This is a genomic window from Chryseobacterium gilvum (genome assembly GCF_025628965.1).
In the GTDB taxonomy this organism is placed as follows: Bacteria; Bacteroidota; Bacteroidia; order Flavobacteriales; family Weeksellaceae; genus Chryseobacterium; species Chryseobacterium gilvum.
Genome location: NZ_JAOTEN010000001.1, coordinates 1,000,719 through 1,020,048 on the forward strand (window position 1 = coordinate 1,000,719; position 19,330 = coordinate 1,020,048).

Consider the following 19,330-nt stretch of genomic DNA (forward strand, 5'->3'; position numbering starts at 1 on the left):
ACTCAAAAATAGCATCAATAATATTTTATTGATGCAAATTGATAAAAGGTTAATTTTATTTAACAATGATTCCACCAAGAAAACCTGTTATTTTAATCTGAGTTCGAAATGGGTAACTTATCTTTGCACACTGAACTTTATAATTAAAAAATGAAAAGTATTTATTCTAAAATCTCACTTGTACTGTGTATTACAAGCTCTTTATATTCTTACGCTTGGGGATTGACGGGACACAGAATTATTGCAGAAATTGCTGAAAATCATCTGAGTGGGAAAGCAAAAAGAGAAATCAGAAAAATGATGGGACAGGAACGTCTTGCGTATTGGGCAAACTGGCCGGATTTTATTAAATCTGATACCACCGGAACCTGGAAGCAGGCTTCTGCATGGCATTACGTAAATATTGATCCTCAAACCGACTTCAAAGCATTTGAACAAAACCTGAAAGCACAGGCAGGACCTAATCTTTACAGTCAGATCAAAACATTATCTGCACAGATCAAAGATGAAAAAACCGCTGAAAAAGACCGTAAAATCGCTTTAATATTCCTGATTCATATGGTGGGAGATCTTACCCAGCCATTGCATACAGGAAGATCTGAAGATTTAGGAGGAAATAAGATTAATGTGACTTATTTTGGAGATAAAACAAATTTACATTCAGTTTGGGATGGTAAATTAGTAGATTCACAAAAATACAGTTACACAGAATATGCAAAACTTCTTGACATTAAATCTAAAGAAGAAGTAGCACAAATTCAGTCCGGAACGTTAGAAAACTGGCTGTATGATTCTCATTTAATTGCCAATAAAATTTATGCGCAAACTCCGGAAGGTTCAAAACTATCGTACGAATACCAGTATAAATTTAATGACACCATGGAAAGACAGCTGCTATACGGCGGTCTAAGACTGGCAAAAGTGTTGAATGATTTATTTTAAATAATTATAATTGTATCAAATATAAAGTGAGGTCTTTGGCTTCACTTTTTTTTATCCTCATTGAGCGCAGATAATGTACAACTTATTTTCCAATGTAATTTTAATTCAATAAAAAATAATTAAAAACGGTGTAACCTTTTTACGATTTCAAACGTATAATATACAGTAACTCTATTGTTGAGAATAAAATAAATGAGACAATTAAAAATAACCAAGCAGGTAACCAACAGGGAAACTGCTTCATTAGACAAGTATTTGCAGGAAATCGGTAAAGTAGAATTGATCACTGCAGACGAAGAAGTAGATTTGGCACAGAGAATCCGCGCAGGAGACAGAGCCGCACTGGAAAAATTAATCAAAGCCAACCTTCGTTTCGTAGTTTCAGTTTCTAAACAGTACCAAAATCAAGGCCTTTCGCTTCCCGATTTAATTAATGAAGGAAATTTAGGATTGATGAAAGCTGCAAAAAGATACGATGAAACAAGAGGTTTTAAATTTATCTCTTACGCCGTTTGGTGGATCCGTCAATCGATTTTACAGGCTTTGGCAGAGCAGTCGAGAATTGTAAGATTGCCATTGAATAAAATTGGTTCGATCAATAAAATCAATAAAGCATACGCTCACCTTGAGCAGGAAAACGAAAGACCCCCTTCTCCGGAAGAATTGGCTGAAGTTCTTGACATGAGCGAGGAAGACATCAAAGAATCCATGAAAAACTCCGGAAGACACCTGTCGATGGATGCACCGTTGGTAGAAGGTGAAGATTCTAATTTATATGATGTTTTGCGTTCAGGAGAATCTCCAAGCCCGGATAAAGACCTGATGCTGGAATCTCTTCAGATTGAAATTGAAAGAGCGCTGAATACATTGACACCGAGAGAGGCAGATTTAGTAAGATTATATTTCGGACTAAACGGAAAACATCCGATGACCTTGGAAGAAATCGGTGAAACTTTCGATCTTACAAGAGAGAGAGTGCGTCAGATTAAAGAAAAAGCCATCAAAAGATTGAAACACAATACCAGAAGTAAGATTTTGAAATCTTATTTAGGTAAATAATTAAATTGATACACTTACAAAACGGAGTTTGATTTTTTCAGGCTCCGTTTTTTTATTGATTAAATATTCTAATTTAAGTTTTACCTTTAAAAAGCTTACTTAATCTCAGATTTTACATTTCCACAAGATACCATTGATTTTCCATAATAAGGATTAACGATTTGTTTTTCGTTGCTCAGCCAGCTTCCTTTGGCCATCGGACAATACTGTACGAATATTGTCTGATCAGACATTTTATTTTCCTTTGCTAAACCGATCATAATATCAGACATTGTAAAAAATGCTTTTCTTTGAGTCTCGATATTTTTTGCCTGTTCAATAATTTTGGCATCAGATTTTAGTGAATTCAGTGTTTTATCATCAATTGATTTGACATGTACTGTTGAAGCTGTTTTTAGAAATTCTCCTGCCGCCATTGATGTTTTTTTACGATCATCAGACGCTAGAGAAGATTTTAACTGAATATAATTCTGATATAATTTTGTCAGTTGGGTATTCTGTTTTGACTGAGACTGCAAAACAACTACCATAATTACAGAAAATAAAAGTGCGATATATTTTTTCATTTTAATTCGGGAATGAATTGCGAATGTATTCAAAAATAATCAAATAAAAAACTCCTGAAAAAAAATCAGGAGTCTATATTTATTTAATTTTAAATTCAAGTTTTACGTTAAAAAACCTACCCGTCAAACGTACCGGAACAGGATACATCAGATTGGTATTGGCATCGGTAATCCACTGATTAGAAACGGTATTGTTGATATTAAAAGCGTTAAAAACCTGTACCCCTAAAATCAGCTCATCAAAATTACCCCAGAAACCATACGTTTTTTTGTTGTCTTTTCGGTCGATAAAGACTTTTGAAAGCCCGATGTCTACTCTTTTATACGAAGGCAAAGTTTTCTGGTACTGATAAGGGTCTGTAAAAACAGGCGCACCATTCGGTAATCCCATTGCATAGGTCAAAGTTAAGTTAACCCGCATCGATGGAAATTTCGGCATATAATCCTGATAAAACATGGCAAATCTGAATCTCTGATCTGTGGGTCTCGGAATATCTCCTCTCCCATCAATATTTTCATATACTCTCGCATAACTTGCAGAAAGCCACGAATCTACTCCCGGAACAAACTCACCGAATAATCTGGTATCGATTCCGTAAGCGTATCCTGAAGCATTATTTTTCCCGGAATAGCGGATTCTCACATTATCCATGTAATAAGGAATCAGGTTATCCATTTTCTTATAATACAGTTCTGTCGTTAATTTAAATGGTCTGTCGTCAAACTCAAATTCAAAATCATTCGCCAAAATTGCCTGTATGGAACGCTGAGATTTAATATTCGGATTAAAGTTACCATCTAAATCTTTAATTTCCTTATAAAAAGGAGCCTGATAATACACTCCTCCCGAAAGTCTGAACAGCATATCGGTATTCCAATCCGGTTTTATGGCAAACTGTGCTCTTGGCGAAAATATGGTTTCGTCGTTGAAGCTCCAGTGTGACACTCGTGCACCGGCGTTAACGAAAACTTTGCTAGATCCCCAGAAAAATTTCTGTGAATATTGAGCATAAGCCGATAGTCTTGTCGGTTCTATATGATTTTTCCCTGAAATACTATAGTATAAATCTAAATCTGAAGCATCCGGAAATCTTGGGTCATCCAAAGGTCTTGGAGTGCTGTAGCCGGAAGAATCTACCAGCTTCCATTCATTAGTAAGATCGCTCAGATTTTCTTTTTCAAATTTAAACCCGACTTCAATAGCCGTATTCACATTAGGTGAAAAACGGGTTCTGAACTGGGTTCCGTAGGTTTTCACTAAAAGGTCATTTCTGGCGTGCTCTATTTGTCCGCCTACATCATAAGACGTAATCGGGTCGCCCGTAATCGGGTCAAATGTCTGTAAAATATAGCTTGAAGCAATAGAATAATATTCTCTTTCGCGGTTTTGATAGGCAAAACTGTCTAATGTAAATCTCCATTTATCAGACGGTTTATAATTCATTGAAAAAGTACCCATCATATTTTTGTACTTGTCATCTTCTTTACCATTATAAAATACGGTAAGATTGATGGGCCTCTGTACCGATCCGAAGTCTACACTTCTCTCTTTCGGGACCATTTCGTAATCATTTTTAGAATAATATCCTATAAATGACATGGTGAATTTTTCGCTTACATGATAATTCAAATATGTCTGAAAATCATAGTATACCGGATTGAAATCGGTGTCTTCATTTAAAGTATTCAGCACCAAATTGGTATTTCTATACCTTCCTGAAAATAAAGCGGTTAATTTTTTATTTTTTGAAGCCAAACCTGTCGTTAATCTTCCTCCGATTAAACTTGCCTCACCGGAAACTTCAAATTTTTCCGGTTCGCGGTAATAAATATTCAATGCCGAAGACATTTTATCACCGTATCTCGGTTCAAACCCTCCTGCAGAAAAATTGACTGTAGAAACCATATCCGGATTAATAATGCTTAACCCTTCCTGCTGCGAATTTCTGATCAAAAAAGGCCTGTAAATCTCAATATCATTAATGTAAATAAGGTTTTCATCATAGTTTCCACCACGCACCATGTATTGTGAAGACAACTCGGTATTGGAGTTTACGGAAGGCAGCGTTTTGATGATCCCTTCGATTCCCCCGGAAATACTCGCCACATTCTGAGCATCTTTGGCAGATATTTTAACGGTGGAAAGATCGGTAGTACTTCCTACTACTTTTTTCTGGAAAACGACTTCCTCAATATCGGTTGTTCTTGTTGTATCTCTCTTTTTGGTCTGTGAAAATACTAACATGGGAACCATAAGGCTCAATGGTAAAACTAATTTTTTCAAACGAAATGTTTTAGAATGCTAAATTTAAGTATTTTTTAACAACTACAAAATGGATTCTCTCACTCTTGTCAGTTTTTGCAGCAAATCTTCCAATAAATCCAGGCGCAGCATGTTTGCTCCGTCAGATAAAGCGGTTTCCGGAGTTGGATGCGTCTCAATGAAAATTCCGTCTGCACCGACTGCAATTCCCGCTTTTGCTATTGTTTCAATCAAATCCGGTCTTCCTCCTGTGACTCCCGAACTTTGATTAGGCTGTTGTAAGGAATGCGTAACATCCAGAATAACCGGTGCATATTCTCTCATGGTAGGAATTCCGCGGTAATCGACAACCAAATCTGTATATCCGAAAGAATTTCCTCTTTCAATGATCGCGACTTTTTGATTGTCGGAATCTGTTACTTTTTGTACGGCAAATTTCATGGATTCCGGAGACAGAAACTGTCCTTTTTTTAAAGATACACATTTTCCGGTTTTGGCTGCGGCGATCAGAAGATCTGTCTGGCGAACCAAAAATGCAGGAATCTGCAAAACATCTACATACTGAGCTGCTAAAGCTGCATGATCATTTTCATGAATATCTGTCGTGGTGGGAATATTAAACGTCTCCCCTACTTTTTTAAGAATTTCGAGCGATTTTTCTTCCCCGATGGTTGTAAAAGAATCTACCCTGCTTCTGTTGGCTTTTTTGAAGCTTCCTTTGAAAATGTAAGGAATATTATATTGATCAGTCAGCTCAATTACTTTTTCTGCAATTCTTAATGCCATATCTTCCCCTTCAATAATGCACGGACCGGCAATGAGGAAAAAGTTTTTTGAATCTTTGTGGTGTATGTTGTCTAAATACTGAATCATTTTATCTGAATTAATAAGTTCAGTAAAAATACTTATAAAGTTCGGAAAAGCGAAATTATTTAACCCTTAGGATTTAATGCATGTAACTCACTGTATTTTGAAATTGCTAAGAATTTATCTTTTTTAAAATTTTCTCAAATGTATTACTATTTCTGCTGGTGAACTGATCTTTCAGATTCTTTCTTCCCAGGATTTTACCAAATGTAGAGTCCAATGTATTTCCTTTCGGGACCTGCCAATAAAAAATTCCATTTACAATTTTCGCTTCTTCGCCTTCGGTTTTTGCCGCATTTTCAAATTCTTTCATCAAAACCGTTTCAACTTCATTGTGACCGACAAAAGCATAGATATGCAGGTTTTCATTCTTATCAAAGGGATTTGAATTCCAAAAACGTTCAACTTCTTCTTTAGATTTGATGAATAAAAAAGCTTCATAATTAAAATGTTCCGACATGGCTTTTTCCAGAATGATTTTTAACGCTTCAGCATTTTGATTCGATGAAAAAATAATATTTCCTGAAGCTAACACAGAACTTACATTTTCCATACCCGCATTACTGAAAACCTCGCAGACTTCAGCCATTTTCATATTAGTTCCTTTTACATTGACACCACGGAGAAAAGCACAGTATTTCATTTTAATTAGGATTTAGGATTTAGGATTTAGGATTTAAAATTAGAGATTTTAGAGATTGTATATTAATTTCTAAATACTAATTTCTAATTTTTTCGTAGAGATTATAATCACTTCCGGAAGGTTTCAGCTTATAGATTTTCTCAAGAATTTTATTGTCACTTTTTAAATGGTCTTTTATCCGGAATTCTTTAAGCAGTTTATAATGATCTTTATAATACGCTGAATCTTGATCTTCAAATAAATTATTGTACGAAAGCAGATATTTTGGCTTTCTTTTTTTAACGGTATTGATCCAGTAGTGAGGCTTGTCTTTCCTGATTTCGGTCTGAATTTGCTTATCGACCAATCCTACTTCATCAATCGTTTTCAGACCGGAAAAATATGGGATGTATCCTGCAGGTTCCAATAAAATCCATTGTTTTTTATCTTTTTCATACACGTCCAGAAATAATCCTATTGATCTTCTGTAGTTCCACTCACCATTTCCTGTTGCAATGGAATGTACGGTCTGAAAGGCCAACATCGGGAGAATGTAGAATATAATTAAAAGGCTCAGCCAAAGATTACGTTTTACTTTCTGCTCCAGAACAAAAATGATGACAGGAACAAATAGCAGAATTTGCGGAACCCAGTAATACCAGTCGAAAAGGCTTTTTTGCGATAGAAAAACCAATTGTTTCGTCCACGCAAAAAGGAAAATAATCCATAAAAAATAATTTCTTTTTTCACGCTGTCGGATCAGATAAATAAAACAGGCCAGTTCAAACAAAGCTATTAAGATCATAAAAGGATTAAAATCTCCCGGAAGCTTTACCATTCCCCAAAAATTACCATAATTGAGCCTGAAATAATCAAAATCCTGCTGCAGCGTGAAATGATTGTCATAGCGTAATTTTTTAGCAACAATCGTATTATTGACCCATTCGCCAAAATAAAACCAGTTGAATGCTACAGATAATGCAATACCCAAAATACCCCCTAAAACGAAGCTCCATTTTATTTTTTTATTCCAAAAAATATCAACTAAAAAAATAATTCCCAGGAAAATAACCGTATCAATCCTGGTAAATAAAATAAGAACCGGTAAGATGATCAATGCCCATTTTTTCTCTTTTTGGAAGCCATAATATAATAAAGCCATCTCTAAAAAGAATAAAATCCCATATTCCATTCCGAGTATGGAAATTTTGATAGAAGGGGGTAAAATTCCGAACAAAAAAATAAAAATTGCTTTATGCCAGTTATTTTTAAACAGGATATGGGATAAGAATAAGCTTCCAATGGTAAAAAGTATTGTATTGAATATAAGAAGCGGCTCAATAAAATTGTCTTTCCCGAAGATCAGGTTGAAAAAATAAGAAACAAAAACATACAAATGGGTGGTGGAAGCAGAGATCTTTGTATTACCGTTAAAACCGATAACGCCATAATCCAATAAATTCTGAGCAACTCTCCACGTAATAAAAGCGTCTTCCTGAATGTGATGGGTCAGCAAAAAATACAGCTTTGCAATGATTGCAAAAATAACTGCGTAAATGGGAAGGTTTTTATTTTTAAGTAGAGTCATTGTGTTCTTTTAACCGCACAAATATAATTCTAAAATGTTTTACAATCAACAATAAAAAAGCGGAACCGAAGTTCCGCTTTATAAATATCTATTATTGTGTTGCCTTGATAATGGCTGTTGTTATCTGATCTTCTTTTTCCTTCGAATATGTAGAGTCAAATGGTTCCATAATATCAAATAAATATTGGTAGAATGGTGTAATTCTCTGCACATTTTCAGATTCTGTAGCGGCTTTTTCTTTGCCCATCTGCTGAAGGTCTTTAATAAAGACATTAAATTTTTTATCAATCGGCTCTATCGATTTTACGAGATAGGCATACGCTTTATCTTTTTGACCTATTTTGGTGTAAGCATCGGTAACAGCCGTTACAACAAGAGAATACTCCATCGGCTTCGACTTCATTTCTCTTCCTACAAATCTTTGATCCTGCCTGTTTAACGTTAAATAATAATCATACTCCTCGAAAATTCCTTTTTTAAGAACTTCAGCCAGTTTTAAACCTTTTTGCTCCTGTCCTGCAACAATATATCCGTACACCATTGAGCTTAAAGAACGTGGATCGTTATATTTTTCTGCCGGAATTTCTTTTGCAGCCAGATCAAGCAATTCGATTGCCTTCCCTTTTTGACCAGATAATGCTAAAGCTGCAGCAGCACGGCTTGCAGAACTTCTGTAGCTAATGATATTGGATGTTGCGGTTTCATCAAAATGCGCATTCAGGTTTTTAAAATTACCCCATCTGAAGTTTTTCACCACGTTATACAATGAATTGGCATCCACTCTACCCATTTCTCCATCATCGGTTCTAGGTGAATGAACAGGAATTAATCTGTAGCTGAACCCGTCAAACTGAAGATAATCATCCAGAAAGAAAACATTCTCACTGTCATATACCCCTCCTGAAGAAAAGTTGATCGGACGTTTCCAGTCAAAATTTGCCAGAATATCAAACATCATCAGATTATTTTTATATAGTGTACTGCTCTTATAATCAATCATAATCTGGTTTGCCGTATTGGGTAAGTCTGAAGCGTTGATAATTCCTGCTTTTAAAGCGTTGTTTTTATTTACCGGTAAAATAAATTTTGAAACCGGAAGGAAATTATATTTCTCAAACCGCTCATCTCCGAAAATCATTTTTAAAATTTCATCTTTTTCAGGAGATTTAGATTTAAGGAAATTAACTGCTTCTTTCAAAGTCATTGAATCCTGAACGAGATATTTCTGAAATTCTCTCATCGCCGTATCGGGAGCACCGGATTCCTTTAAATTTGAAAAAATGTTTTGCCAGTCGTCTTTTTTCATCAGATAAATCTGGTCATTTACTCCGTCTCTATAGTCTTCATGAGTAAGCTGACTCGGAATCGGATTTGCATTGTATGTTTTTCTTTTAACCTGATCGATATTCCATGGTGTTGAAAGAAGGGTAAAATTAACCACCTTCACATCATCCCGGAACCTTTCGGTTTCCTGCATTGCCCAAACCGGATACGTATCATTATCCCCATAAACAAATAAAATATCTTCTTTCGGCAAAGATTTTAAAACCGAATATGCATAATCATACGCTGTATATCGGTCACTTCTGTCGTGAACGTTATAATTCTGGAATCCCATCATAAAAGGAACCCCTAACAAAATAACGCCGAAAGCTAAATTGGCTGCATTTGATTTTATCTTAGACTGTAAGTACCAGAGAATTGCCCCTGCTCCGAGACCAATCCAGATGGCAAAAGCATAAAAAGATCCAACCATTGCATAATCTCTTTCTCTCGGCTCAAAAGGTTTCATCCCCGTGTAGAAAACGATTCCTACACTGGTCAATATAAATAAGGATAAAATCGCATAGAATCTTCCGAAATCTCTCATAAACTGAAAATAACATCCAATAATTCCCAGCAATAATGGTAAAAAGAAAAACGCGACTGTACTTTCATTTCTGAATTTTGCAGGCATCGTATCCTGATTGGCCAATAATGAATTATCGATGAAAGAAATTCCGGAAATCCAGTTTCCTTTGGTGTCTTCGCTGCTTCCTTCCAGATCATTCTGTCTTCCTACAAAATTCCACATCAGATATCTGATAAAGTAATATTTGTTTTGGAATGTAATAAAATAATCCATATTCTGCGCAAAAGAAGGCTTCTGCACCGTAATAAGATTATAAGGTTTTACTTTAAGATAATCCTGCGCAGTAATAGTTTTATCTTCATATTTTGTTCTCAGGTCATTGAAAATAGATTTTGCTTCCGGATTGTCCGCCAAATCTTCGTTGCTATAATTAAAAGTAAAATCTGGAGCTCCGTACATAGAAATGTAGTTGGCCATGACATCTTTATCTTCATTAAACATCCTCGGCATCAAACTCACATGAGATTTATTGAAAACATAATTAAAACGGTCTCCTGTTTTTCTGTAGGTTCCTGTTTTTTCGTCTTTTTCATAAATTTCCCCGGTTTTTTCAGTTTTAAAACTCCCGTCTTCATTTTTCTGGATCCCATCATTATCCAAGAAAGCCGTGTAATTCTGTCCATAAATGGTTGGCCAGTCTCCGTATTGCTCTCTGTTATAATAATCAAGCATTCCAATTGCCGTATCCGGATCATTAAGGTTCATCGGAGGATTCGCATTGGCTCTGATCGGAATCACCATCCAGCAAGAAAAACCGATAATCATATATACAACCGATAAAGCGACCGTCTGATATATATTTCTCTTTACCTTTCTTGCATATTTTATGATTATGTAACACAAGGTTACCATAATCACAAATCCAGCGATGGTTCCGGAATGGAAAGGAAGTCCCAAACCATTCACAAAGAATATTTCTAATTTCCCGAACAATGACATGATGAGCGGGAAAATAATTTTAAAAACAATAATCAATATCCCTAATGTAATCACATTGGCCCACAGAAAACTTTTCCAGGTAAACTGATATCTTCTTGCGTAATATACCAGACAAACAGCAGGAATTGCCAACATGCACATCATGTGAACGCCTACAGAAAGCCCTAAAATAAAGAAAATCAAAATAATCCATCTTTCATTATCCTTTTCAAGATACTCATTTTCCCATTTTGTAATCAGCCAGACCAGAAGGGCAATAAACAAAGATGCCATGGAATACACTTCTCCTTCTACCGCTGAAAACCAAAACGAATCTGAGAAAGTAAAACATAAAGCTCCAATTACCCCTGCAAATAAAATTGCAATTTCCTGGTGTTTTGTCACTTCTTCAAAATCTTTATTCAGCAGCCTTCTTACGAAATGCGTAATCGTCCAAAACAGAAACAAAATTGTCAAAGCGCTGAATAATGCAGACATTGCATTAATAACAATTGAATAATTTTCACCATTTCCCATCGCAAATATTGCTGCCACTGCTCCTACAATCTGAAATAATGCAGCGCCTGGAGCGTGGGTAACTTCTAATTTTACGGCAGAAGAGATATATTCTCCGCAATCCCAAAAACTAAAATTGGGTTCTACAGTCGATAGATAAGTGAAAAAAGCAATGACGAAAATCACCCATCCCAAAATGGTGTTCCATTGCCTAAAAGTCCAGTTTTTCATAGTATAAAATCAATTATGCGAAAATAAGGTTTTTACTTCATTCTGTATTGATTTTAACAAAATTTAAAAAAACTGGCGCACTTTTTGTCAGCGTTTCGGAGCAATAAATGCAAATCAGAAACAGATAATTTTAGTTTGAAAGCTTATAATTCTGTAAAAGTTTAGAAATTATTTATTTTTTTGTATTTTTGCGGTCAGATTTTTATTGAAAAATAATAAATAATGAGTAATGTTTACGATAATATTCTTGGCTTAATCGGAAAGACCCCTTTAGTACGGCTAAATACGGTTACTAAAGAGATTCCAGCTAAAGTTTATGCCAAGTTAGAATCATATAATCCTGGACATTCCACGAAAGACAGAATCGCTCTTCATATTATTGAAAACGCTGAGAAAAAAGGTTTATTAAAAGAAGATTCGGTAGTGGTGGAAACTACATCCGGAAATACAGGTTTTTCACTGGCAATGGTGTGCATCATTAAAGGGTATAAATGTATTCTTGCGGTAAGTGATAAAACGAAAGCAGAAAAAATTGCTTACCTGAAAGCTCTCGGTGCTACTGTATATATATGTCCTGCGAATGTACCTGCGAATGATCCGAAATCATACTATGAGGTAGCAAAAAGAATTGCTGCCGAAACTCCTAATTCTGTTTATATCAATCAGTATTTTAATGAACTGAATATTGATGCTCATTATCAGACAACAGGTCCTGAGATTTGGGAACAGACCGAAGGTAAAATTACCCATCTTTTTGCCTGCACCGGAACCGGTGGAACATTATCCGGATCTGCAAAATTTTTAAAAGAAAAAAATCCCAATATTAAAATCATTGGCGTAGACGCAGACGGATCTATTCTAAAAAGCTATCACGAAACCGGAGAAATTCATAAAGAAGATGTGCATCCTTATCAAATTGAGGGGATGGGGAAAAATCTAATTCCCTCTGCACTTCTCTTTGACAAAGTAGATGAATTTATAAGAGTAAACGATGAGATGTCTGCTTACAGAACCCGTGAAATCGCTTTAAAAGAAGCTATTATGGGTGGCTACACAACAGGTGCGGTTACACAGGCATTAATACAATATGCACAATCTCACGAATTGACAGAAAATGATTTTGTCGTACTTATTTATCCTGATCATGGCTCAAGATATATTACTAAAGTCTACAGCGACGAATGGATGGCTCAACAAGGCTTTATCAACAATTGTGTGCACAACTATGATGAAGTTTTCAAGACAGAATACATAAAATAGAAAACTGATTTCTATCATATATAAAGCCTTTTGTGAAATACGAAAGGCTTTTTTATTAACCTAAAATTAATTAACTTTGTGCCTTATAACTCATATAAATATTGAATATAAATAATGGTAGATATTTTTGAAAGAATAAAGCAAAATCCTGGTCCTTTAGGTCAGTTTGCAGATTACGCCGAAGGTTATTTTGTATTTCCTAAGCTTGAAGGCCCTATTGGTCCCAGAATGATTTTTCAAGGTAAGGAAGTTATTTTTTGGAGCGCCAATGATTATCTTGGGCTTTGTAATCATCCGGAAGTTTTGGAAGCAGATGCAAAAGCTGCTGCAGAATTTGGAATGTTTTATCCGATGGGCGCAAGAGCAATGTCCGGCGAAACTGCACAACATCAGCAATTGGAAAAGGAATTGGCTGAATTTACTCAAAAAGATGCTGCCTACTTATTAAACTTCGGATATCAAGGAATGGTTTCTTGTATCGATGCATTGGTGACAAGACATGACGTGATTGTATACGATGCAGATTCTCATGCTTGTATTGTTGACGGAGTACGGCTTCACATGGGAAAAAGTTTTACTTTCAAACATAATGATATTGCGAGTTTAGAAAAAAACCTGGCAAGAGCGACTAAAGTGGCAGAAGAAAACGGAGGCGGAATTTTAGTGATCACCGAAGGGGTTTTTGGAATGAGAGGAATGCAGGGCAAACTGAAAGAAATCTGCGAATTAAAATCAAAATTTAATTTCAGGCTTTTGGTAGACGATGCACATGGTTTCGGAACTTTGGGTAAAACCGGAGCCGGAGCAGGCGAAGAACAGGGTTGTCAAGATCAGATCGATGTTTATTTCTCAACATTTGCCAAATCAATGGCTGGTTTCGGAGCATTTCTTTCCGGAGATGAAACGATCATCCGATTTTTAAAATACAATCTTCGTTCCCAGATTTTTGCCAAATCTTTAACAATGCCAATGGTAATCGGAGGTTTAAAGAGATTGGAATTATTAAGAACACGTCCTGAAATTAAAGATAAATTGTGGGAAAATGTATATAAGCTTCAAAATGGACTCAAAGAAAAAGGCTTTAACCTGGGAAATACAAATACTTGTGTAACTCCTGTTTTCATTGAAGGAACTACGATCGAGGCTACTCTTTTAGCTAAAGATTTAAGAGAAAATTACGGGGTTTTTACATCAGTAGTTGTGTACCCGGTGATTCCGAAAGGAATGATTTTATTAAGACTGATTCCTACCGCTTCACATACAGATGCCGAAATTAATGAGACCCTTGCAGCCTTTGAAGCTATTCATGACAAATTAACTTCAGGACATTACAGAGAGATCGAAAAACAAATGAATATCGAATACAAACAAATGTAATTTGATTTCACCTAAATAGTATAAAACCGTTAGAAATCTCTAGCGGTTTTTTTTCAAAATTAATTTCTGAAAAAATCTAAGATTTACAATAACTTTGTAAAAAATAACTTTTGAAAGATCTTCTTCTCATTACACCCCCTTTTACGCAGCTCAATACGCCTTATCCCGCGACTGCGTATATCAAAGGTTTCCTCAATACTAAAGCTATTTCATGCTTTCAGATCGATTTGGGAATTGAGGTGATTGCAGAGTTATTTTCCAAAGAAGGCATTACAAATATATTTGAAAAGGAGATTGATCATGAAGCTGCATCTCAGAATTCCCAGAGAATTTTTGCACTCAGAAATGAATATATTAAAACCATAGATCAGGTCATTCATTTCCTACAGGGTAAAACACCTACATTGGCACGACAGATCTGTTCCATGAATTTTTTACCGGAAGCTTCCCGGTTCAACCAATTGGATGATATGGAATTTGCCTTCGGAAATATGGGATTGCAGGATAAGGCTAAACATCTGGCTACTTTATACTTAGAAGATTTATCTGATTATATTGTTGAACATATCGATGCTGATTTTGGTTTTAGCAGATATGCTGAAAGATTGGGCAAAAGTGCCAATTCCTTTGACGAATTATATCTAAAACTGAATGACCATTATACCTATATTGATGATATTACATTGAAAATTCTCAAGGAAAAGCTAGAATCTGTTCAGCCGAAATTGGTGTGCTTTTCGATTCCGTTTCCGGGAAATTTGTATTCAGCATTCCGATCTGCGCAATATATCAAAAAAAATTATCCCCATATTAAAATTGCAATGGGTGGCGGATTTCCCAATACCGAGCTTAGGGAAATTAAAGATCCCCGAGTTTTTGAATTCTTTGATTTTATTACATTAGACGATGGCGAACTGCCGATTGAATTGCTTTATAAATATGTATTTAGTTCTCAACCCTATCAGGAATCTCAATTTAAAAGAACTTTCTTACTTGAAAACGGAAGAGTTACTTACAAAAATAATTCAACACAACACGATTATAAACAAACGCAAATCGGAACACCGGATTATTCTGATTTACAGCTAGATCAATATATTTCTGTGATTGAAATAGCCAATCCCATGCACAGTTTATGGAGCGACGGAAGATGGAATAAACTGACCATGGCCCACGGTTGTTACTGGGGAAAATGTACTTTTTGCGATATTTCGTTAGATTACATTAAAATTTACGAGCCTATCTCAGCGAAGATTCTGGTCGACAGAATGGAAGAACTTATTGCAACAACCGGTGAAACGGGCTTTCACTTTGTAGATGAAGCCGCACCACCCGCTTTGATGAGAGAAGTTGCCCTGGAAATTTTAAGAAGAAATCTTGTGGTAACCTGGTGGACAAATATTCGGTTTGAAAAAAGTTTTACCCGCGATTTGTGCTTTTTACTGAAACTTTCAGGCTGCATTGCTGTTTCCGGAGGCTTGGAAGTAGCAAGCGACCGACTGCTGCAATTAATTGACAAAGGAATTTCTGTAGAACAGGTGGCACAAGTGACAAGAAATTTTACTGAAGCCGGAGTCATGATTCATGCTTATTTAATGTACGGCTATCCTACTCAGACCATTCAGGAAACAGTAGATTCTCTGGAAATGGTGCGACAGTTATTCGAAATGGGGATTTTACAAAGCGCTTTCTGGCATCAGTTTGCGATGACAGCGCACTCACCTGTCGGTTTGAATCCTGAAGAATTTGGAGTAACACCACTCAAACAGGAAATTTTATTTGCCAATAATGACATCGATTTTACAGACAGAACCGGGATTGATCATGGTCAATTTAGTTTCGGATTAAAAAAATCGCTTTTTAATTACATGCACGGAATTAATTTTGAAATTCCGTTACAGGACTGGTTTGAGTTTAAAATTCCAAAAACAACCATTCATCCCGATTATATTCATGATTGCCTTCTGGAAAGTGAAAATTTTGTTTTTAAAGGAAACTCAAAAATTATTTTCTTAGATAAAAACGTAATCGCTGAGAATTACATAAAAGCAAAAAAACAAAACTCATGGGCGTACACAAGAATTACGTTTCATTTAAAAACAAATGTAGTTACCGTCGATCTTGAACAGGAAAAAGCAGAATGGCTTATAAAAGTTATTCAGGAAAATACATTTGAAAATCCAAAACGGGTTACTCTTCAGCAACTTAAATCACAATTCGAGGAAATTTCTGAAGATTTTGAACTGTTCTGGTTTTCAAAGCCGATGCAGCAATTAAAAGAAAACGGGGTGGTTCTAAGTTTATAGAATATAAATTTGGCTAAAGCCAATTGAACCTGATTTTTATTAAACGGGCTAAAGCCCGTCTCCAATAACTTTTTCGAGAGCTACTTTTTATCTTTTTCAATCCCATCTTTCACTACGTCGCCTACAATTATTTTCTCTTTGACTTTAATAAAGTTTGGGTCTAAAATAGCCATACGTTCTGCAATTGCTTTATAGGTGGGAAATTTTAAAATTGATGCCTTACCGGATATTTCCCTGTATAATGTGAACGTTTTTCCACCGGCAGTTTTGATCTGTTTTGTAGTTGTTATATATTTCCCGATATATTTACTTTTAGCATCATAGATTTCTATATCAATAAAAGTTTTATCTGTAATTCTTTCATCGGAACCAAAACTCGGAGGCAGATTGGTAAAATAACCGACAGGAATTCCGTTGCTCAAAATTTCTCCTACATGATTGACTTCAAGATTCAGTTTATCTATTTTTGAACGGATCGTATAAGCTTCTTTTGTCTTATTGTCGAGCTTACGTTTAGGCATATTTGTAAAAAGTTCATCCAGGTTTTTGATATTGATCCCTCTTTCATCTATAATCTTTAGAGCCTTCACACAGGTATACACTGCAGATTTTTCATCACCGGAAAATACCGATGGGGATATGTAATCCAAGTCTAAAGTTTTTTCTCTGTTATATACTCTATTTATTTTTATATAACTGTCTCTTACTGAATCTACTACGCTTTTATCCACAAATTCTATTGTAAAAATCGGAGTTTCTTTTAAATCCATAAAAGTATATTGACTGGATTTATTAGCAATCTTTGCGACATGAATATTGTCTAAAGTTACAATCCCCCGTTTTACTTTTATAGTTTGGGCATTAAAAAAAATGCAAAATAGCGTTAATACTATGATGATGCCTTTCTTCATACAGTCAGGTTTTACAAAACATAAAAAAAGTGTAACCAGGTTACACTTTTTGAAAAATATATTTAGCTTTCCATTTAATTATTCGCAAAGGATAATCCCTTTATCGTGATTAAATTCTATAACACCGCTTTTAATAGCATAAGAAAAAACAGAGTCTTTATCGTTTTCTTTTGTAAAATTTTTGGCAAAACTATCGTTGATAGAATTGGTGAATAATTTCACTTTTCCGCCTACTAATGAAGAAACGATTCCTGCGTGATTTTTCATGATATGAAATTCACCGTTTTTACCCGGCAACAATATAGAATTTACCTCTCCTTCAAAAACTACGTGTTCTGGTGTTAAAATTTTTATATTCATTTTTAATTTAGATTTAAAGATTTCAGAATTCAGATTTCAGACATAAAAGTCTCATGTCTAGAATCTGACATCTTGTGTCTAATTAATTTATTATGCGTTATCTGCCAACATTTTTTGTCCGGCTTCGATTGCCTCTTCAATGGTACCTTTAAGGTTGAACGCTGCTTCAGGTAAGTGATCCAGTTCACCATCCATAATCATGTTAAATCCTTTAATGGTATCTTTAATATCTACCAAAGATCCCGGAATACCTGTAAACTGCTCTGCTACGTGGAAAGGCTGAGACAAGAATCTCTGTACTTTTCTGGCACGGTACACCACAGATTTATCTTCTTCTGAAAGTTCTTCCATCCCAAGAATAGCGATGATATCCTGAAGCGCTTTGTATCTCTGAAGAATTTCTTTTACTCTCTGAGCACAGTTATAATGTTCTTCACCGATGATTTCCGGAGCCAGGATTCTAGATGTAGAAGCCAATGGATCTACAGCCGGATAAATACCTAATGAAGCAATTTTTCTATCTAATACGGTTGTTGCATCCAAGTGGGCAAATGTGGTTGCAGGAGCCGGGTCAGTTAAATCATCCGCAGGTACGTAAACCGCCTGTACTGAGGTAATTGAACCATTTTTAGTGGAAGTAATTCTTTCCTGCATCGCTCCCATTTCAGAAGCCAATGTCGGTTGATAACCTACCGCAGAAGGCATACGGCCAAGAAGTGCAGATACTTCGGAACCAGCCTGCGTAAAACGGAAAATGTTATCTACAAAGAACAGTACGTCTCTACCTTGTCCTGTTTCTCCACCATCTCTGTAATATTCAGCTAAGGTAAGACCAGAAAGTGCTACTCTCGCTCTTGCTCCAGGTGGCTCATTCATTTGTCCGAAAACGAAAGCTGCTTTAGAATCTTTCATCACTTCTAAATCTACTTTAGAAAGATCCCATCCTCCATTTTCCATAGAATGCATAAAATCATCACCATATTTGATAATACCAGATTCAAGCATCTCTCTCAAAAGGTCATTCCCTTCTCTCGTTCTTTCCCCTACACCGGCAAAAACAGAAAGACCACCGTGTCCTTTTGCAATATTGTTAATCAACTCCTGGATCAATACTGTTTTACCAACACCGGCACCACCGAACAAACCGATTTTACCTCCTTTTGCGTAAGGCTCAACCAAGTCGATTACTTTAATCCCCGTAAATAAAACTTCTGCAGAAGTTGATAGCTGATCAAATTTCGGAGCTGGTCTGTGAATAGGAAGACCACCTTCCTTAGAAATATTTTGAAGTCCGTCGATAGCATCCCCAACAACGTTGAATAGTCTCCCGTTTACAGCATCTCCGATTGGCATCATAATAGGGTTTCCGTACCCGATTACTTCCTGCCCTCTTTGAAGACCATCTGTAGCATCCATTGCGATACATCTTACGGTATCTTCACCTATATGCTGCTCTACTTCTAAGACTACTTTTTCACCGTTCCCTTTGATAATCTCCAATGCATCATAAATACTGGGAATTGCTTCCACATTATTAAAAACTACGTCGATTACAGGACCAATAATTTGAGAAATTTTTCCTTTAATTTGGTTTGCCATTGCTAAATTTTTTCTTGGTGCAAATATAATGAA

General features: G+C 35.8%; 14 protein-coding genes. 5 read left to right on the top strand and 9 right to left on the bottom strand.

Annotated features, from left to right (window positions below; translation table 11 throughout):
- Positions 1 to 150: 150 nt before the first annotated feature.
- Together N0B16_RS04670 and N0B16_RS04675 are read left to right on the top strand one after the other, a co-directional pair.
- Positions 151 to 942, top strand: a complete 792-nt coding sequence (locus N0B16_RS04670; RefSeq protein ID WP_262989566.1) for a S1/P1 nuclease — start codon at positions 151 to 153, stop codon at positions 940 to 942.
- 192 nt (positions 943 to 1,134) lie between these two features.
- Positions 1,135 to 2,001, top strand: a complete 867-nt coding sequence (locus tag N0B16_RS04675) for a sigma-70 family RNA polymerase sigma factor (RefSeq protein WP_027385416.1) — start codon at positions 1,135 to 1,137, stop codon at positions 1,999 to 2,001.
- 95 nt (positions 2,002 to 2,096) lie between these two features.
- On the opposite strand, the gene N0B16_RS04680 is transcribed toward N0B16_RS04675, so the two are convergent.
- The 6 genes from N0B16_RS04680 to N0B16_RS04705 all read right to left on the bottom strand — a co-directional run bounded on the left by N0B16_RS04680 (position 2,097) and on the right by N0B16_RS04705 (position 11,484).
- The gene (locus tag N0B16_RS04680) at positions 2,097 to 2,567 is read right to left on the bottom strand and encodes a DUF3347 domain-containing protein (RefSeq protein WP_262989567.1); all 471 of its coding nucleotides are present in this window, start codon (positions 2,565 to 2,567) and stop codon (positions 2,097 to 2,099) included.
- 79 nt (positions 2,568 to 2,646) lie between these two features.
- Entirely contained in the window at positions 2,647 to 4,851 is a 2,205-nt protein-coding gene (locus tag N0B16_RS04685) for a TonB-dependent receptor plug domain-containing protein (protein ID WP_262989568.1), read from the bottom strand.
- A 42-nt stretch (positions 4,852 to 4,893) separates the two neighbouring features.
- A complete protein-coding gene (gene kdsA, locus N0B16_RS04690) occupies positions 4,894 to 5,703 on the bottom strand; it encodes a 3-deoxy-8-phosphooctulonate synthase (protein WP_262989569.1) in 810 nt (269 codons plus the stop codon).
- A 106-nt stretch (positions 5,704 to 5,809) separates the two neighbouring features.
- On the bottom strand, positions 5,810 to 6,340 hold the full coding sequence (locus tag N0B16_RS04695; RefSeq protein WP_262989570.1) for a DUF1697 domain-containing protein: 531 nt from the start codon (positions 6,338 to 6,340) through the stop codon (positions 5,810 to 5,812).
- Positions 6,341 to 6,416: 76 nt separating this feature from the next.
- Positions 6,417 to 7,907: a DUF8728 domain-containing protein gene (locus N0B16_RS04700; RefSeq protein WP_262989571.1), complete on the bottom strand. Its 1,491-nt coding sequence runs from the start codon at positions 7,905 to 7,907 to the stop codon at positions 6,417 to 6,419.
- A gap of 91 nt (positions 7,908 to 7,998) precedes the next feature.
- The gene (locus tag N0B16_RS04705; protein ID WP_262989572.1) at positions 7,999 to 11,484 is read right to left on the bottom strand and encodes a glycosyltransferase family 117 protein; all 3,486 of its coding nucleotides are present in this window, start codon (positions 11,482 to 11,484) and stop codon (positions 7,999 to 8,001) included.
- A gap of 222 nt (positions 11,485 to 11,706) precedes the next feature.
- Between N0B16_RS04705 and N0B16_RS04710 the strand changes: the two genes are divergently transcribed.
- The 3 genes from N0B16_RS04710 (at position 11,707) to N0B16_RS04720 (ending at position 16,427) form a co-directional block, all read left to right on the top strand.
- The gene (locus N0B16_RS04710; RefSeq protein ID WP_262989573.1) at positions 11,707 to 12,744 is read left to right on the top strand and encodes a PLP-dependent cysteine synthase family protein; all 1,038 of its coding nucleotides are present in this window, start codon (positions 11,707 to 11,709) and stop codon (positions 12,742 to 12,744) included.
- Positions 12,745 to 12,858: 114 nt separating this feature from the next.
- Positions 12,859 to 14,121 (top strand): aminotransferase class I/II-fold pyridoxal phosphate-dependent enzyme, encoded by a 1,263-nt coding sequence (locus tag N0B16_RS04715; RefSeq protein ID WP_262989574.1) that lies wholly within the window; start codon positions 12,859 to 12,861, stop codon positions 14,119 to 14,121.
- Between the two features lie 110 nt (positions 14,122 to 14,231).
- Positions 14,232 to 16,427 (top strand): B12-binding domain-containing radical SAM protein, encoded by a 2,196-nt coding sequence (locus N0B16_RS04720; protein ID WP_262989575.1) that lies wholly within the window; start codon positions 14,232 to 14,234, stop codon positions 16,425 to 16,427.
- Between the two features lie 80 nt (positions 16,428 to 16,507).
- On the opposite strand, the gene N0B16_RS04725 is transcribed toward N0B16_RS04720, so the two are convergent.
- From N0B16_RS04725 to atpD, 3 genes are all read right to left on the bottom strand, one after another.
- A complete protein-coding gene (locus N0B16_RS04725) occupies positions 16,508 to 17,338 on the bottom strand; it encodes a hypothetical protein (RefSeq protein ID WP_262989576.1) in 831 nt (276 codons plus the stop codon).
- Positions 17,339 to 17,416: 78 nt separating this feature from the next.
- Positions 17,417 to 17,698 (bottom strand): FoF1 ATP synthase subunit delta/epsilon, encoded by a 282-nt coding sequence (locus N0B16_RS04730; protein ID WP_262989577.1) that lies wholly within the window; start codon positions 17,696 to 17,698, stop codon positions 17,417 to 17,419.
- Between the two features lie 90 nt (positions 17,699 to 17,788).
- Positions 17,789 to 19,297: a F0F1 ATP synthase subunit beta gene (gene atpD / locus N0B16_RS04735; RefSeq protein WP_262989578.1), complete on the bottom strand. Its 1,509-nt coding sequence runs from the start codon at positions 19,295 to 19,297 to the stop codon at positions 17,789 to 17,791.
- Positions 19,298 to 19,330: the final 33 nt, after the last annotated feature.

Coding starts and splice junctions, on each gene's coding strand:
- atpD (WP_262989578.1), bottom strand. CDS start 19,297: ATGGCAAACCAAATTAAAGGAAAAATTTCTCAAATTATTGGTCCTGTA.
- N0B16_RS04730 (WP_262989577.1), bottom strand. CDS start 17,698: ATGAATATAAAAATTTTAACACCAGAACACGTAGTTTTTGAAGGAGAG.
- N0B16_RS04700 (WP_262989571.1), bottom strand. CDS start 7,907: ATGACTCTACTTAAAAATAAAAACCTTCCCATTTACGCAGTTATTTTT.
- N0B16_RS04715 (WP_262989574.1), top strand. CDS start 12,859: ATGGTAGATATTTTTGAAAGAATAAAGCAAAATCCTGGTCCTTTAGGT.
- N0B16_RS04710 (WP_262989573.1), top strand. CDS start 11,707: ATGAGTAATGTTTACGATAATATTCTTGGCTTAATCGGAAAGACCCCT.
- N0B16_RS04680 (WP_262989567.1), bottom strand. CDS start 2,567: ATGAAAAAATATATCGCACTTTTATTTTCTGTAATTATGGTAGTTGTT.
- N0B16_RS04705 (WP_262989572.1), bottom strand. CDS start 11,484: ATGAAAAACTGGACTTTTAGGCAATGGAACACCATTTTGGGATGGGTG.
- N0B16_RS04695 (WP_262989570.1), bottom strand. CDS start 6,340: ATGAAATACTGTGCTTTTCTCCGTGGTGTCAATGTAAAAGGAACTAAT.
- kdsA (WP_262989569.1), bottom strand. CDS start 5,703: ATGATTCAGTATTTAGACAACATACACCACAAAGATTCAAAAAACTTT.
- N0B16_RS04675 (WP_027385416.1), top strand. CDS start 1,135: ATGAGACAATTAAAAATAACCAAGCAGGTAACCAACAGGGAAACTGCT.
- N0B16_RS04670 (WP_262989566.1), top strand. CDS start 151: ATGAAAAGTATTTATTCTAAAATCTCACTTGTACTGTGTATTACAAGC.
- N0B16_RS04725 (WP_262989576.1), bottom strand. CDS start 17,338: ATGAAGAAAGGCATCATCATAGTATTAACGCTATTTTGCATTTTTTTT.